Genomic DNA, 16,309 nt, shown 5'->3' on the forward strand with positions numbered 1-16,309 from the left:
TAGTAAGATGACGGCAGAACTCTATTCGAGCCTGAGCCTCGCTACGCCGGAGCTGATCCTGGCTGTCGGCGCGCTGGCGCTGCTCATGATTGGCGTTTTCTCCGGGGAGCGGTCTTTTTCGACCGTGACCGGGCTTGCCATCGCACTCATCCTTGCGGCCGGTGCATGGCTGTTCCTGTTCACCCCGAATGGCCTTGCCTTCGGCAGTGCCTTCATCAACGACCCGTTCGCCCGCTTCATGAAGCTGCTGACGCTGGGCGGCTCCCTGGTCGCGCTGGCCATGTCGGTGGGCTTTGCCCGCCGCGAGGGCTTCGACCGCTTCGAGTTCCCGGTTCTGGTCGTGCTGGCAACCGTCGGCATGCTGCTGATGGTCTCGGCCAACGACATGCTCACCCTCTACATGGGCCTCGAGCTCCAGTCGCTGGCACTTTACGTCATCGCCGCGGTCAGCCGCGAGAACGTCCGCGCAACTGAAGCCGGCCTCAAGTACTTCGTCCTCGGCGCGCTTTCCTCGGGCATGCTGCTCTACGGCGTGTCGCTGGTTTACGGCTACACCGGCCACACCGGCTTCAACGAGATCGCAGCCGCGCTCTCGGGCTCCGAGCGCCAGCTTGGCCTCGTCTTCGGCCTGGTTTTCGTGCTCGCGGGCCTTGCGTTCAAGATCTCGGCGGTTCCGTTCCACATGTGGACGCCGGACGTCTATGAAGGCGCGCCGACCCCGATCACGGCATTCTTTGCCTCGGCTCCGAAGATGGCGGCAATGGCGCTGATGGTGCGCGTCACCATGAGCACATTCGGCCCCATCACCCCGGACTGGACGCAGATCATCGTCTTCATCTCGATCGCCTCGATGCTGCTCGGTTCGTTCGCCGCGATCGGCCAGCGCAACTTCAAGCGACTGATGGCGTACTCATCGATTGGTCACATGGGCTTTGCGCTCGTCGGCCTCGCGGCCGGTTCGGAAGCAGGCGTCCGCGGCGTTGTGATCTACATGCTGATCTACCTTGCGATGACGCTCGGCACCTTTGCCTTCATCCTCGGCATGCGCCGCAACGGCAACAACGTCGAGCAGATCAACGACGTTGCAGGTCTTGCCGCGACCAATCCGGTCGTCGCGACGATCCTCACCGTGCTGATGTTCTCGCTCGCCGGTATCCCGCCGATGGCTGGCTTCTGGGCGAAGTGGTACGTCTTCCTTGCCGCGATCAACGCCAACCTCTATGCGCTTGCCGTCATTGGCATGCTGGCGTCCGTGGTCGGTGCGTTCTACTACCTTCGCATCATCAAGATCATGTGGTTCGACGAGCCGGCAGGTGCGCTGGAGCCGATGGGTGGGGACCTTCGCGTCGTGCTCGGCGTGTCCGGTGCGTTCGTCCTCTTCTATGTGCTGATCGGTGGCCCGATCGGTCGCATGGCGGAAGCGGCGGCGAAGACGTTCTTCTGATCCGTTGGCGGGCTTCCGCATATCACCCATTGCCGAGGCGAACGGGTTTCGCCTCGAGGCATTTGAATCGGTGGGGTCCACCAACACGCTGGCGCTGGAGCGCGCGCGTGCTGGGGACCCCGGCCGTTTGTGGCTGGTGGCAAAACGCCAGCTCTCAGGTCGTGGCCGCCGTGGCCGGGCTTGGGAAACGCCGGAAGGGAACCTCGCAGCCACGCTGCTGCTCGTTCCCGACTTCGACATCAAGTACGCGGCAACGCTCGGTTTCGTCGCCGGCCTCGCCCTGTCTGATGCCCTCGATGCCGTGTTCCCGAACGCGGGCGCGCGGGTTGGTCTGGATGGTGGCACGCTGCTCGGCGAAGGACGGTTCACCCTCAAGTGGCCGAACGACGTTCTGGCCGATGGGGCGAAGCTCTCCGGCATCTTGCTGGAGTCGACGATGCTTGAAGGCAGGCGTTTCGCGGTCGCTATCGGCATCGGCGTCAACGTCGTCGCCCATCCGGAGGGGCTGCCGTACCCGGCAACCTCGCTGGCGCAGCTTGGCGCAAACTGCGATGGGGAGACACTGTTTCTCGCGCTCTCGGATGCCTGGCTCGAGAACGAGCGTCTCTGGAACGGGGGCCTTGGCCTCTCCGCAATCCGCGAACGCTGGATTGCACGTGCCGCCGGGCTTGGGTCGGAAGTGGCGGTAAAGATTGAAGGACGCGTCGTGCGCGGTATTTTCGAGACGATCGACGACGAGTGTCGTTTCGTCATCCGAGAGCACGACGGCGGGATCGTAACGGTCGCAGCTGGCGACGTACATTTTGGCGCGGTCGCCTCGGCTGGATCCGCCTGAACAGGAAAGGTGCCGGTATGGCTGACAAGAACGGGAACGAGCTCGTCTTCTGCCCGCTGGGTGGCGTGGGTGAAATCGGCATGAACTTCGCGCTGTATGGCCTGGGGCCATCGCATGCGCGCAAGTGGCTGATCGTCGACGTCGGCGTGACGTTCCCCGATGCGCATCTGCCGGGCGTTGATCTGGTGCTGCCCGACACGCGCTTCATCGAGAGCGAGCTGCATAACGTCGTCGGTATCGTCATCACGCATGCGCACGAAGACCACTATGGCGCGCTGCTGGACCTTTGGCCGCGGCTGAAGAAGAAGGTCTGGATGACGCCGTTTACGGCTGGTCTCCTGGAGGCCAAGCGTCGCTACGAGGGCGGCCCGGAGGTCGACGTTGAGGTCTACCGCGCAGGCGAGCGCTTCCAGATCGGTCCTTTCGAGCTCGAGGCAATTCCCGTCACCCATTCGATCCCCGAGCCGGTTTCGCTCGCAATTCGCACGCCGCTTGGCACGGTTGTGCACACCGGCGACTGGAAGATCGATCCGGCACCGGCCATCGGGCCGATGACTGACGAGAACCGGTTCCGCCAGCTCGGCGATGAAGGGGTGACGGCGCTCATCTGCGACTCCACCAACGCGCTGCGCGAAGGCGATTCTCCGTCGGAACAGGACGTGGGGCAGGGGCTTCGCGAGGTGATCGAGCAGGCTTCTGGACGGGTCGCCGTAACGACCTTCTCATCCAACGTCGGCCGCATTCGCTCGATTGCAGAAGCCGCGCGTGACGCCGGTCGTCAGGTGCTGGTGCTGGGCTCCTCGCTCAAGCGAGTCATCAACGTTGCGCAGGAACTCGGCTACCTGGACGGTCTGCCGGAATTCGTCGACGAGCAGGACTACGCTTACATCCCGCGCGAAAACCTCGTCATCCTCTGCACCGGCAGCCAGGGCGAGCCGCGCGCGGCACTTGCCAAGCTCGCCCGTGACGAGATGAAGACGGTCTCTCTGACACCGGGCGACACCGTCGTCTATTCGTCCCGTGTCATTCCGGGCAACGAAAAGGCGATTCTGGAGATCAAGAACCTGCTGATCGAGCAGGGCATCAAGATCATCGAAGACGGCGATGCGCTCGTTCACGTTTCCGGCCATCCCCGCCGCAACGAACTCAAGCGCATGTACGAATGGGTGCGTCCGCGTATCCTCGTGCCCGTCCATGGCGAGGCGCAGCATCTGGTCGCGCACGGTGCGCTCGGCGCCATGTCCGGCATCCCGGAGGTCGCACAGGTCCGCAACGGCGACATGATCCGTCTAGCGCCCGGACCTGCTGAGATCATTGATCAGGTCCCGTTCGGCCGCATCTTCAAGGACGGCAAGGTGATCGGTGGCGAGGAGGATGTCGGCATCCGCGACCGTCGCAAGCTGAGCTATGTCGGCCATGTTGCGGTCAATGTCGTGCTGGATGACCGTTACGACCTTGCGGGCGATCCGGACCTCGTTGCGATTGGCGTCGCCAAGTTCGACCGCAACGGCGAGCCGATGGAAGAAATCATGCTGAGCGCGGCCATCGGTGCGATCGAGAGCATCCCGCGCGTGCGCCGTAAGGATCTGGACCTTGTCGCCGAGGCGGCGCGCCGGGCTGTCCGGGGTGCGGCAAACGATGCCTGGGGCAAAAAGCCCATAGTGACGGTTTTCGTCACGCGGTAAAAAGCCGGCGGTTTTTCAGCGGCTTGGCAGAAGAACCGGAATCAGTCTGGCAACGCGTTGAATCAGAAGGTGAGGAACGATGATCGGACGTTTGAACCACGTTGCACTGGCCGTGCCGGACCTTGCCGCCGCTACCGCGCTCTACCGCAATACTCTGGGCGCTAAGGTTTCTGAGCCGCAGGCGCTGCCTGAGCATGGCGTCACCGTCGTCTTCGTTGACGTCGACAACACGAAGATCGAGCTGCTCGAGCCGCTTGGTGAAACCTCGACAATTCGTGCGTTCATCGAGAAGAACCCGTCGGGCGGCATGCACCATGTTTGCTATGAGGTCGAGGATATCATCGCCGCCCGTGATCGCCTGAAGGGTGAGGGTGCCCGCATCCTCGGTGATGGCGAACCAAAGATTGGCGCGCACGGCAAGCCGGTCCTGTTCCTTCACCCGAAGGATTTCATGGGCACCCTTATCGAGCTTGAGCAGGTCTAGGAGCGCCGCCCGATGACTTTCGTTTCCATGGCCGCTGTCTACTTCATCCTCTGGTGGGTCGTGTTGTTCGCGATGCTGCCCTTTGGACTGCGTACCCAGGACGACGACGGGGAGGTAACGCTTGGGACCGTGTCGAGCGCCCCGACCGGTTCCCACATGCTGGGAGCCTGCATCCGCACGACGATCGTGTCGGCGCTGATCTTCGCGGCTGGATATATCGCAGTCGAATACTACGGCTTCTCGCTGGACGACATTCCGCGCATTGGGCCGAACGCCAGCTAATTCAGCGCTTTAAATTGTGATGCTGAGGAAGGCCGGGAAGTACGGCACCGGCGCTGCCTTGTGCCCAAAAAAAATGCAAGGCCGAAGCCTTGCAATTTGAACGCGTCCGATCTGTTCCGTTACCGGCGGCTGCGGAAAATCGCGCCTAGATCGCATCCTCCCAAGACTTTGACCGCGCAGGAGAACGGTTATTTTTCCGTCCTCTCGGTTATGTAGCTACATTAGACCAAGCATCGCGGGAATGTCATCAAGAATTTTGCGTTCTCTGACTGCCTCTTGTGCTGCAATGCACAAAAGGTTCCCAAGGCCTGCCTAAACGGTAGTCATGGGAGCCATGTCGGCGTCCGGGTTTCCAAGCTGCCATGAAATCGCTATGAAGCCCACGACTATTCAGCCCCGCGCGCGCTGATTCCTGGCGCGGCCTTTTCATGGACTTGCCGATGCGTCTTTCGCGTTATTTTCTGCCGATCCTCAAGGAGAACCCCCGCGAGGCCGAGATCGTCTCCCACCGCCTGATGCTGCGCGCCGGCATGATCCGGCAGCAGGCTGCCGGTTCGTTCGCGTGGCTGCCGCTCGGCAAGCGCGTGCTCGACAAGGTGTGCAACATCATCCGTGAGGAGCAGGACCGCGCCGGCGCGCAGGAGCTCTTGATGCCGACCATCCAGTCGGCCGACCTGTGGCGCGAGAGCGGCCGCTACGACGACTACGGCAAGGAGATGCTCCGCATTGTCGACCGTCACGAGCGCGACATGCTCTACGGCCCGACCAACGAGGAGATGATCACCGACATCTTCCGTTCGTACGTCAAGTCCTACAAGGACCTGCCGCTGAACCTTTACCACATCCAGTGGAAGTTCCGTGACGAGGTCCGCCCGCGCTTCGGCGTCATGCGCTCGCGCGAGTTCCTGATGAAGGACGCCTATTCGTTCGATATCGACTATGAGGCCTCGAAGGCGGCCTACAACCGCATGTTCGTATCGTACCTGCGCACCTTTGATCGCGTCGGCATGAAGTCGATCCCGATGCGCGCCGACACCGGCCCCATCGGCGGCAACCTCAGCCACGAATTCATCATTCTCGCTGACACCGGCGAGAGCGCCGTCTTCTGCCACCGCGACTTCCTGACGATGAAGGTGCCTGGCGTTGACGTCGACTACGCGAATGACGCCGAGATCGCCGGCATCGTCGATGCCTGGACGAAGCCCTATGCGGCAACCGAAGAGATGCACGACGAAGCTGCGTGGGGCTCGATCAATGGGGACCAGCAGGTCGCAGCGCGCGGCATCGAGGTCGGCCACATCTTCCACTTCGGCGAAAAGTACTCGAAGCCGATGAACGCCAAGGTCATGGGTGCGGACGGCAAAGAACACTTCGTGTCGATGGGCTCCTATGGAATCGGTCCGTCGCGTCTCATCGCCGCGATCATCGAGGCAAGCCACGACGAGAACGGCATCATCTGGCCGGAGTCGGTCGCGCCGTTCGACATCGCGCTGATCAACATGAAGGCCGGCGACGAAGCCTGCGACAAGGCATGTGATGAGCTCTATGCGCAGCTCACCGCTGCCGGCAAGGATGTGCTATACGACGACACCGACCAGCGCGCGGGCGGCAAGTTCGCCACCGCTGACCTCATCGGCCTGCCGTGGCAGGTCATCGTCGGTCCGCGCGGCATCGCCGCCGGCGAGGTCGAGGTCAAGAACCGCAAGACCGGCGAGCGCGAGACGATGCCGCTGTCCGGTGTGGTCGCACGGTTCGCCGCATGAGTGACGCTGCCGCGAAGAGACCTGCGGGGGCAGGACCGTTCTCAACGTTCGAGCGCATGGTGGCCTGGCGCTACCTGCGCTCGCGCCGGAAGGACACGGTCATTTCGGCCATCTCGCTGATCTCCTTTCTCGGCATCATGCTGGGCGTAGCGACGCTAATCATCGTAATGGCGGTGATGAACGGTTTTCGCGCCGAGCTTCTTACCCGCATTCTCGGCGTCAACGGTCACCTGATCGTGCAGCCGATTGACCGTGCCTTTGACGACTACGCACCCGTGGCCGGCCGCATCGAGGGCGTCGAAGGCGTCCGCTACGCCATCCCGCTGGTGGAAGGTCAGGTGCTGGCCACAGGCCGCATGGGCCCGGGCTCCGGCGCATTGGTGCGCGGCGTCTCGGACGAAGACATCATGAAGCTGGAGCTTGTCTCGCGGAATGTCCGCCAGGGCTCGCTCGTCGGCTTCGCCGCCAGCGAGGGTGTCGCCATCGGCAAGCGCATGGCCGATAATCTGGGACTGGCGGTCGGCGACGGCCTGCAGCTCGTTGCGCCGGAAGGCGATGTGACGCCCTTCGGCACCACGCCGCGGCAGAAAACCTATCCGATCGTCGCCATCTTCGAAGTCGGCATGTCGGAATACGATTCCTCGATCATTTACCTGCCGCTTGCAGAGGCGCAGATGTTCTTCAACAGCGAAGGCGTCGCGCAGAGCATCGAGGTGTTCGTTGACAATCCGGACGCGGTCGACGAGCTTCGCACTCCGATCGAAGTGGCCGCGCAGCGGCAGATTCTCATCACCGACTGGCGCCAACGCAACCAGACCTTCTTTTCGGCCCTGCAGGTCGAGCGCAACGTCATGTTCATGATCCTCACCCTGATCGTGCTGGTGGCGGCTTTGAACATCATTTCCGGCCTCATCATGCTGGTGAAGGACAAGGGCAGGGACATCGCCATCCTGCGCACCATGGGCGCGACCAGCAGCTCCGTCATGCGCATCTTCATGATGACGGGCGCCGCCATCGGCGTGCTCGGCACGATCGCCGGTGTCGTCCTTGGCGTGATCGTCTGCCTCAACGTCGAGTCGATCCGTCAGTTCTTCTCCTGGCTGTCCGGCACGACGCTGTTCAATCCCGAACTTTACTTCCTGTCGACCCTTCCGGCGAAGATGGACCTGAGCGAAACGGTCTCGGTCGTCATCATGGCGATCACGCTGTCGTTCATCGCTACCCTGTTCCCGGCCTGGCGCGCCGCCAAGCTCGATCCCGTTGAAGCGCTGCGGTACGAATAATGGCACAAAAGCTGCTGCTGGAACTCAAGGCCGTCGACCGGATCTACCACGAGGGCGACCGCAAGCTGGTCATCCTCGATAAGGCTGACTTTGTCCTGCGGCCGGGCGAGATGGTTGCGCTTGTGGCGCCATCGGGTGCGGGTAAATCGACGCTGCTGCACACCGCGGGCCTGCTCGAGCGTGCTGACGGCGGCGAGGTCTTCCTGTCCGGTGTCCCGTGCGGGACCCTGTCGGACGACGACCGTACCGCTATCCGCCGCAACGACATCGGCTTCGTCTACCAGTTCCATCACCTCCTGCCGGAATTCACAGCGCTGGAGAACGTGATGATGCCGCAACTGGTCGCGGGCCTGTCACGCCAGGAGGCGAAGGAGCGCGCGATCCAGCTGCTCGACTACATGAAGATCGGCCATCGTGCCGTTCACCGCCCGGCAGAGCTGTCGGGCGGTGAACAGCAGCGCGTCGCCATTGCCCGCGCTGTCGCCAATGCGCCGTTGCTGCTGCTTGCGGACGAGCCAACCGGCAATCTTGATCCGTCGACGGCGTCCTATGTCTTCGACGCGCTTGAGGCGCTCGTGCGCCAGTCAGGCCTGTCGGCCCTGATCGCGACGCACAACCACGATCTTGCGAACCGCATGGACCGGCGCGTGACCCTCTCGCAGGGCAAGATCGTCGAGTTCTGATCTTCTTTTCCAGCTTCGCCTGAAAGTGCGGAGCCGACCCTTGGGGAAAGGGCCGGCTCCTGAACCCGGTCTATGGGGACGGGGAGGGTGGGGACTCGACCGGGTTTTTCCGTCGCCTCGGTGAGGCTAATCCGTTCAGAAACGTGCGCGCAGCGAGGCGCGAACTGCGCCTCGCTGGTATCTGCGATTAACGCTTGCCGCCGACGCTGCCGACGAGGACGTTGCGGCCGTCGTCGATAGCGACCCACATGCCGGCATGCTTGGACGACTGGCGCTTGAGGAAGCGGTAGTCGGTATCATGCCAGGCAAGGACGCGGCCCTCGAGATTGTCGAGGATGAAGTCGCCCATGCTGGTCTGGACGGTGAGGACTGCATGACCGTCGCCGTTCGGCTGGCGGACGACGGTGATCAGCAGGTTCGCCGCTGGAACACCGGCCTTCATCAGGAGGCGGCGCTTCTCAAGGACATAGTCCTCGCAGTCGCCAATCCCGTTGACCGGGTAGGACCAGTGCTCCTCGACGCCCCAGATCTCGTAGTCGGTGCGCGGCGTGATCATGGTGTTCACGACGTTGTTGATCTCGATGATCTTGGCCCACAGCTCGCGGGTGAGTTCTACTGGACGTGTCTCACGCAGGCGCTGGCATTCCTGTGGCGCGCGCTGGCAGAACTCGTAGTGGCCAACCGGCTGGGTGGACAGGCCGCCCGTCTGCATGAAGGGTTGCGCGGCGTTAGCTGCTCCGGCGGTGGAACCTGCAACCGCCATGAAGAGAGCTGCCAGCAGCTTGTTGGTTGTTTTCCCCATTTGCGTCTCCCCTGTGTTGAGGAGACTATGGCAGATGCGAATTTATTCGATGCAAAGGTGCGAAGTACAAATTGGTTCAAATTCGAATGAATCGGTTGTAGATCTCGTTAAGCGTAAGAACAGGGTAAGAATAAAATTGTATTCGATTTTTCGATAAAATTTGAGTGGAACGGATATGCGTCTGGAAACGGTTTGCCGGACGACCAAAAGCAAAGGGCCAGCACGCGGCTGGCCCTTGTCTCGATGCGGATGTGAGGATGATCAGCGGCGGCCGGAGAACTCGGCGACGAGAACCTCTTCGCGCTGCACGGCCGCGAACTCGATGGCGATGCCTTCCTGAAAGTGACGCACCACACGGCCCCGCATGGTGCCGAGCAGAACCGGCTGGCCGAGTTCCGGCTTGGCGTCGACCTCGATCGCGGCGCCCGACAGCGACAGGTCGATGATGCGGCACTTGTACTGGCTACCGTCGGCAAGCTCGAGCGTGGTCATCGGATTGCGTGGCGACACGCGTTCGTGGCGGCGATCCTCCGGCAGGTCGAGTTCATGGCGGTTGGCGAGCCAGGTGAGCTGCGCGGCGAGCTTATCGCGCTTTCGCTCCGAGGCGATCAGCTGCATGGCGAAGCCGCCGTCGATGATGCGCGTCACCACGCCTTCGACACGGCCGATGTGGTCGAGATAGGCGATCACCTTTTCACCGAGCGCGCCGGGACGGTCCGCGCGCAGGGCGACGTCGCCCGGCGACATGTCGATGACATGGCACGGATACTCCGAGCGATCCTCGAGCATGTAGCGGCCGTAGATCTTCACGCGTACGCGCTGGAACCTGCGTCGCTCTGTTCTGCCCGGCGCAATCATCATCGCTGCCGCTACCCCGATCTAGCCGTTCCAAACCCAGTTGTTCCTGTTTGACACAGGAAGTTCGGGCGCAGACTAACGGAAGGCCGGTTAAGAAGCAGTAATGCCCCAAAAGAGGACGAAGTAACGCCTTAGCGCTCTCGTCCGCCCTCGATCACGACCAGATGGCGAACGCGCCGTCCCGCTTCGGGTGTTTCCGGCGTGACGGGCAGCATCTGGTTCTCTGCTGGTGCAATCGGCGGTACGGTGACTGCTGGCCGGGTGGCAAGCAACGCAGGTTCCCGGGCCGGGTCGACCACGCGCAGCGTGTCGATCGAAGCCTCGATGATCGGGTCGGTTCCCAGCCAGTAGGGGCGGTGGAGGGGGGTGATCGCCCCCAGCACGCGCGGACTGCCGAGCCCTCCCTCGAGCGGCAGCAGCACCATCTCAAACTGGTTGGAACGGCCGGAAAGGGTGGCGCCCTCGAAGGTGATGGCGATCACCGACTTGTTGTGAAAGGCGGAATGGGTGAAGCGCGACAGCACGCGCTGGTCGCGATGAACCCAGGCGGAAAGGAACGAATAGCCCTTCAGCTCCCGGCCGAATGTGGCGCAAAGCCGCGTGCCTGCCAGGCGAAATACTGGTTCGCCGCGGGAATCTTTCTCAAGAATAAAAGTATCTGCCAGCAAGGACTTGATGTCCGCCGGTTCGATCTCGGTGCGTCGCGGCGCGGGACGCTTGCCCCGCAACCTGTTCCAATACTGGAACAATGCGATCGTTCCTTCGTGCTTCATAAACTCTTACCGCCCCTGTCCCTCTTGCGGTTGTCCCATGGGCGAACAGAACTTTTGATTCCCATGAGAGTCATGCCTGCACAAGCAGGAGCCATGCCAGTACCGTTAACCGTTTTGCACGCGGTTCCGATCCGTTAGGGTTAATAAAGGGTATACGTTGCCGAACTCACTTTCCTGTGACAAGTAACACCCACTTCAAAGCGACGGGCTCGGGTGGGGACTCGACCGGACATCTTTGGGGCGGAGCTCGGGGGGGCTCCAACCTGCGGCCGTTCAGGGGAAACCCTGGACGGCTTTTCATTTTGGTCGCGCTCTGGCACGGTCACGGCATTGTCAGTTAGCGTGCGGCAACATGGTTCTGGTCTCTGACGCGATGCGTCGTAGGGTCAAAATGGTTCCCGCAAGGCGCTTGCCGGCAGACAACACCTGACCCTCTAGCCAGAACAGTTTGCATGACCGCCGAACACCAAGTCCCGCCGCCATCCGCTTCCGACCCGCGGGCCCAGGACGTGCCGCCACCGGCACGCGAACCGGTTTTCAACCTGGCGGGCGTGGTGATTGCGCTGATCGCCCTGTGCGTGGCGATCCACCTGGTGCGCATGTACCTGCTGAGCGAGGCCGACGACTTCGGCGTGATGTTGCGCTTCGCCTTCATCCCGTTGCGTTATACCGGCGGCTACCAGATGGACATCTTTGCCTGGCTGGCGCCGGTCACTTATTCGCTGCTTCATGGCAACGCCGCGCACCTGATCATCAATATGATCTGGCTTGCCGCCTTCGGCTCGCCCTTGGCAAATCGAATCGGCGTCGTCCGCTTCCTTCTGTTCTGGATCGTCACTTCGGTTGCGGCGGTCGCGCTGCATTTCGTTCTGCATCCTACCGATGTCGCGCCGCTGGTTGGCGCGTCCGGTGCGATCTCCGGAATGATGGGCGCCGCCGCGCGCTTCCTGTTCCAGATCGACCGCAGGCGCCGGCGGCCGTGCTTCAGCGGCAACGTCCGCTCGTTCAGGCAGGTATTCAGCTCGCGCTCGGCCCTTACCTTCCTTGGGGTCTGGCTCATCGTGAACGTGTTGACGGCATTCGGCTTCGGCGCGCCCGACGACGGGGGCAGCATTGCCTGGGAGGCGCATATCGGCGGCTTCCTCGCCGGCTTCTTCCTAATCCGGCTGTTTGACCGGCAGCCTCTACGCGAGCCTTGAAAAGCCCTGCATCTCGGCGCACCATGAACTCGGGGTCAGGGCAGCAGTTGGGGCACCGCCAACGGAGGAGATGCTGATGACCGTTAAGTCCATTCTCGACGCGAAGGGCCGGGATGTCGTTACGATCGAGCCCGACGCAACGCTGCAGGAGGCGGCGCGCCTGCTTGGCCTCCGCCGCATCGGTGCCGCCGTCGTGACACGAGCGGACCGGACAATCCTCGGTATCCTGTCGGAGCGCGATATCGTCCGCCTGATCGGCGAGCGTGGCGCTGATGCGCTGGCCATGAACGTGCGCGAGGCGATGACCTCGAAGGTGAGCACCTGCAGGGAAACGAGCACCATCAATGAAGTGATGGAAGTCATGACCCATGGCCGCTTCCGCCACCTGCCGGTGGAGAAGGACGGCAAGCTTGATGGCATCGTCTCCATTGGCGACGTGGTGAAACGGCGAATCGAAGACGTCGAGCGCGAGGCCGAGCAGATCCGCGAGTACATCGCGACCGCCTGACGCCGGAGCATCCGCGAGCCGGACCGCGCGGCCCCGGCTCGCCATAGAGCTTTCATCCCTAACATCCCGGGGGACCCGCTTTGGCACAGCGGTTTGCGGCGCCCCTGCGACCCTGCATGCAGCGCTGATTGGCCCGAAGCGCTTGCATGAGCGCGCGCTTTGATCTAGCGAAACCCAATGTTTTTGTGGCGCGCTCGCGCCTCCGGACCCTGCAGCGACGAACGGACTTCCATGACCATCATCGATACGCGCACACCTGACCCCAAGCGCCTCATTCCCGGTGCAACCGGTGACTGGGAGGTGATCATCGGCATGGAGGTGCATGCCCAGGTGAAATCCGCCGCCAAGCTGTTCTCCGGCGCCTCGACTGCGTTCGGTGCTGAGCCGAATTCGAACGTCAGCCTCGTCGACGCCGCCATGCCCGGCATGCTGCCGGTGATCAACGAGGAGTGCGTGCGCCAGGCTATTCGCACCGGCCTCGGCCTCAAGGCGCAGATCAACCTGAAGTCGGTCTTCGACCGCAAAAACTATTTCTATCCGGATCTGCCACAGGGCTACCAGATCTCGCAGTACAAGCAGCCGATCGTCGGTGAGGGCACGATCATCATCTCGGTCGGCCCTGACCGTCAGGGCAACTTCGAAGACATCGAGGTTGGCATCGAGCGTCTGCACCTCGAGCAGGATGCGGGCAAATCGATGCACGACCAGCATCCGACCATGTCCTATGTCGACCTGAACCGCTCGGGCGTGGCGCTGATGGAAATCGTCTCGAAGCCGGACATGCGTTCGGCTGACGAGGCCAAGGCGTTCCTAACCAAGCTGCGCACGATCGTCCGTTACCTAGGCACCTGCGACGGCAACATGGACGAAGGCTCCATGCGCGCCGACGTCAACGTCTCGGTCCGCCGTCCGGGCGAGCCGTTTGGCACCCGCTGCGAGATCAAGAACGTCAACTCGATCCGCTTCGTCGGCCAGGCCATTGAATATGAGGCACGCCGCCAGATCGCCATCCTCGAGGACGGGGGCGTGATCGATCAGGAGACCCGTCTGTTCGACGCGGTGAAGGGCGAGACCCGCTCGATGCGCTCGAAGGAAGAGGCGCACGACTACCGCTACTTCCCGGATCCGGACCTGCTGCCGCTCGAGTTTGACCAGGCCTACGTCGACGCGCTGGCTGCCGACTTGCCGGAGCTGCCGGACGACAAGAAGGCCCGCCTGATCAAGGAACTTGGCCTCTCGGCCTACGACGCGTCGGTCCTGGTTTCGGAGAAGGCGATCGCCGACTACTTCGAAAAGGCCGCCGCCGGCCGCGACGGCAAGACGGTCGCGAACTGGGTCATCAACGACCTCCTGGGCGCTCTCAACAAGTCCGGCAAAGACATTGAAACGACTCCGGTTTCGCCCGACCAGCTCGGTGCGATCGTCGACCTGATCAAGGAAGGCACGATCTCCGGCAAGATCGCCAAGGACCTGTTCGAGATCATCTGGAACGAGGGCGGCGATCCGCGCGAAGTCGTCGAGACACGCGGCATGAAGCAGGTGACCGACACCGGAGCGATCGAGAAAGCCGTCGACGAAGTCATTGCTGCCAACCCGGACAAGGCCGAGCAGGCCAAGGCTAAGCCGACGCTGGCTGGCTGGTTCGTCGGCCAGGTGATGAAGGCTACCGGTGGCAAGGCTAACCCCCAGGCCGTCAACGACCTCGTCAAGGCACGCCTCGGGATCGAATAGCCATGTTTGTCCGCACCGCTTCGGAACGCGATCTTGAGGCGGTGCGCCAGCTCCTCATTGAGGCCTGGCACGACACCTACGACGCGATCTACGGTTCTGACCGGGTCGCGTCGATCAACAGCGACTGGCATTCGCTGAGCGCGCTGCGAGCGCGCATTGACATGCCGCAATCCGAGTTCCTGCTCGCCGATGACGGCGAGACGATCGCAGGCGTCGCGTTCGCGACCGTTGCTGATGACGGCAAGACCGTCAAGCTCCACCAGCTCTACGTTCATCCGGCCCATCAGGGCAGGGGTATCGGTGGCCTGCTGCTCGACGAGGTCGAGGGTTGCTTTCCCGACGCCGACAAGGTTCGCTTGGAGGTCGAGGAAGCAAACATGCGCGCTGTGCGCTTCTATGTGGGACAGGGCTTTTCCAAGGTGGGCGAGACCGGCAATTGCGGCAAGGAAGGCTCCGGCATCAAAGCCGCCATTTTCGAGCGTCCTATTCTCTGGGCTGAATAGTCGCCAACAAGTCCTTCTGGACTAACGCTATTTTCTTGATCCTTCTGCCAGATTGATCTGGAAATGCAGCCAGATCCTACCCGTCCGAAAGCATCCCTATGTCGGCTCTAGCTCTCGCCCTTGTCCTGCTGGCAGCGCTCCTGCATGCATCCTGGAACGCAATGGTCAAGGCGAACGGCGACCGTGCCATCGTGCTGGCTGGCGTAGCCTTCGTGCATTTCGTTGGCGGTACGATTGTCGCGATCCTCGCGCCGATGCCTGCGCCGGAGAGCTGGCCGTTCATCATTGCCTCGGCGATCATCCACTATTTCTACTACGCCCTGATTTTCTTCGCCTACCGATGGGGCGACCTCTCGCACGTCTATCCCGTGTCTCGCGGTATCGCGCCGGCGCTGGTGACGCTCGGCGCCTGGTTGTTCGTCGGCGAGACGCTGACGCCTCTCGGCTGGGCGGGTGTGACGACCGTCTCGCTCGGCATCCTGTTCCTGACGGCCGGCAAGCGCATCGCCGGCACTGACCCGCGTGCGTTGTTCGCCGCGCTGACCACCGGCGTCGTGATTGCCATTTATTCCGTGGTCGATGGCGTTGGCGTTCGCCTGTCGGGCGCGCCGATGGGCTATATCGGCTGGCTGTTCGCCAGCGAGGTGCTGATCACCGCCTTCGTGCTTGCACGCCGGCGTAAGACCTTGCCGTCGGTTCACAACAAGCTGGTGTGGGTCGGGCTTTTGGGCGGCGTGTTCTCGGCAGCGGCTTACGGCCTGGTGATATTCTCGGCGACGATCGCGCCGCTCGGCGGAATCTCGGCCGTGCGCGAATCGAGCGTCATCATCGCCGCCCTGATCGGCGTGTTCATGTTCGGCGAGCGGCCAATGGCCAAGCGCCTCATCGCGGCGGTGATCGTCGCGGCGGGCGTCCTGATGCTGGCCGCCTGAGGCGCTTACTCGTCGTCGAGGATGATCTCGTTGCCTTCGGGATCGTAGACAACACCCGCGAAGCAGGAGTCGATATTCTCACGGAAGCTGAGGTCGCAACGCACCTTGGCCGCCGCCAGCGCCGCTTCACGAGAAGGCCACCCGCAGGTGAACTCGCTCCAGTGGATGCCCTCCTTGTGCATCACCCCGACGCCGGCCGACCAGCCCGGGCCTTCGCACCACGCCATCGGCGCGCAGTCCTCAATGGAGCCGGCGCGCTCGGCGCATTTCTGGCGGGCGCAGTCGATGGTCGACGCCGCATCCTCGCCGACGCAGACGCCGCCACCCTGTTCGGGCGCATAGGCGAATGCGATGCCGTTGGCCTGCGATGGCAGCGCTGCCCCGCCGAGCATGAGACATGCGGCCGAAAGCACAGCCGCACACTTGCGAAGGTTCATGGAAGTCCTCCCCGACGATGGATGTTGTCGGGCCAGAGAATGCGTCAGGCAAAAGCCGTTGCCAATTGAAATCCTGTGGCTTCAGAACCCTTGTAATTGGCGTCGTG

At 62.7% G+C, this 16,309-nt stretch carries 17 protein-coding genes; 13 read left to right on the forward strand and 4 right to left on the reverse strand.

Translation table 11 applies throughout. The features are described 5' to 3' along the window. Positions 1–7: 7 nt before the first annotated feature. From nuoN to L630_RS0107200, 8 genes are all read left to right on the forward strand, one after another. Entirely contained in the window at positions 8–1,444 is a 1,437-nt protein-coding gene (gene nuoN / locus L630_RS0107165; protein WP_024847589.1) for an NADH-quinone oxidoreductase subunit NuoN, read from the forward strand. Positions 1,445–1,448: 4 nt separating this feature from the next. After that, complete coding sequence (locus tag L630_RS0107170) at positions 1,449–2,279, forward strand: biotin--[acetyl-CoA-carboxylase] ligase (protein ID WP_024847590.1); 831 nt, start codon at positions 1,449–1,451, stop codon at positions 2,277–2,279. Positions 2,280–2,296: 17 nt separating this feature from the next. Next, complete coding sequence (locus L630_RS0107175; protein WP_024847591.1) at positions 2,297–3,964, forward strand: ribonuclease J; 1,668 nt, start codon at positions 2,297–2,299, stop codon at positions 3,962–3,964. 79 nt (positions 3,965–4,043) lie between these two features. Next, on the forward strand, positions 4,044–4,448 hold the full coding sequence (gene mce / locus L630_RS0107180; protein WP_024847592.1) for a methylmalonyl-CoA epimerase: 405 nt from the start codon (positions 4,044–4,046) through the stop codon (positions 4,446–4,448). 12 nt (positions 4,449–4,460) lie between these two features. Next, positions 4,461–4,730 carry a DUF1467 family protein gene (locus L630_RS0107185; protein ID WP_024847593.1) on the forward strand — a complete coding sequence of 90 codons (270 nt, stop codon included), beginning with the start codon at positions 4,461–4,463 and terminating at the stop codon, positions 4,728–4,730. A gap of 440 nt (positions 4,731–5,170) precedes the next feature. After that, complete coding sequence (gene proS / locus L630_RS0107190) at positions 5,171–6,493, forward strand: proline--tRNA ligase (RefSeq protein WP_024847594.1); 1,323 nt, start codon at positions 5,171–5,173, stop codon at positions 6,491–6,493. Next, positions 6,490–7,776 carry a lipoprotein-releasing ABC transporter permease subunit gene (locus L630_RS0107195; protein WP_024847595.1) on the forward strand — a complete coding sequence of 429 codons (1,287 nt, stop codon included), beginning with the start codon at positions 6,490–6,492 and terminating at the stop codon, positions 7,774–7,776. The genes proS and L630_RS0107195 overlap by 4 nt, the downstream gene beginning before the upstream one ends. Then, positions 7,776–8,459: an ABC transporter ATP-binding protein gene (locus tag L630_RS0107200; RefSeq protein ID WP_024847596.1), complete on the forward strand. Its 684-nt coding sequence runs from the start codon at positions 7,776–7,778 to the stop codon at positions 8,457–8,459. The genes L630_RS0107195 and L630_RS0107200 overlap by 1 nt, the downstream gene beginning before the upstream one ends. Positions 8,460–8,646: 187 nt before the next feature. Here L630_RS0107200 and L630_RS0107205 read toward each other — a convergent pair whose 3' ends face one another. From L630_RS0107205 to L630_RS0107215, 3 genes are all read right to left on the reverse strand, one after another. Next, positions 8,647–9,261, reverse strand: a complete 615-nt coding sequence (locus L630_RS0107205) for a transglutaminase-like cysteine peptidase (RefSeq protein ID WP_024847597.1) — start codon at positions 9,259–9,261, stop codon at positions 8,647–8,649. A 261-nt stretch (positions 9,262–9,522) separates the two neighbouring features. Continuing rightward, positions 9,523–10,122, reverse strand: a complete 600-nt coding sequence (locus L630_RS0107210; protein WP_024847598.1) for a PilZ domain-containing protein — start codon at positions 10,120–10,122, stop codon at positions 9,523–9,525. A gap of 128 nt (positions 10,123–10,250) precedes the next feature. Next, complete coding sequence (locus tag L630_RS0107215) at positions 10,251–10,892, reverse strand: PAS domain-containing protein (protein ID WP_024847599.1); 642 nt, start codon at positions 10,890–10,892, stop codon at positions 10,251–10,253. A gap of 452 nt (positions 10,893–11,344) precedes the next feature. Here L630_RS0107215 and L630_RS0107220 point away from each other — a divergent pair, with 452 nt between their 5' ends. From L630_RS0107220 to L630_RS0107240, 5 genes are all read left to right on the forward strand, one after another. Beyond that, entirely contained in the window at positions 11,345–12,091 is a 747-nt protein-coding gene (locus L630_RS0107220; protein ID WP_024847600.1) for a rhomboid family intramembrane serine protease, read from the forward strand. A 76-nt stretch (positions 12,092–12,167) separates the two neighbouring features. Continuing rightward, positions 12,168–12,599 (forward strand): CBS domain-containing protein, encoded by a 432-nt coding sequence (locus tag L630_RS0107225; protein ID WP_024847601.1) that lies wholly within the window; start codon positions 12,168–12,170, stop codon positions 12,597–12,599. A 231-nt stretch (positions 12,600–12,830) separates the two neighbouring features. Next, positions 12,831–14,330 (forward strand): Asp-tRNA(Asn)/Glu-tRNA(Gln) amidotransferase subunit GatB, encoded by a 1,500-nt coding sequence (gene gatB, locus L630_RS0107230; RefSeq protein WP_024847602.1) that lies wholly within the window; start codon positions 12,831–12,833, stop codon positions 14,328–14,330. Positions 14,331–14,332: 2 nt separating this feature from the next. After that, positions 14,333–14,833, forward strand: a complete 501-nt coding sequence (locus L630_RS0107235) for a GNAT family N-acetyltransferase (RefSeq protein ID WP_024847603.1) — start codon at positions 14,333–14,335, stop codon at positions 14,831–14,833. Positions 14,834–14,931: 98 nt separating this feature from the next. Next, positions 14,932–15,765, forward strand: a complete 834-nt coding sequence (locus L630_RS0107240) for an EamA family transporter (protein WP_024847604.1) — start codon at positions 14,932–14,934, stop codon at positions 15,763–15,765. Positions 15,766–15,770: 5 nt separating this feature from the next. Here the strand turns inward: L630_RS0107240 and L630_RS0107245 are convergent, their stop codons facing one another. Next, positions 15,771–16,202: a hypothetical protein gene (locus tag L630_RS0107245; protein WP_024847605.1), complete on the reverse strand. Its 432-nt coding sequence runs from the start codon at positions 16,200–16,202 to the stop codon at positions 15,771–15,773. Positions 16,203–16,309: the final 107 nt, after the last annotated feature.

This window comes from Aminobacter sp. J41 (assembly GCF_000526635.1).
Classification (GTDB): Bacteria; Pseudomonadota; Alphaproteobacteria; order Rhizobiales; family Rhizobiaceae; genus Aerobium.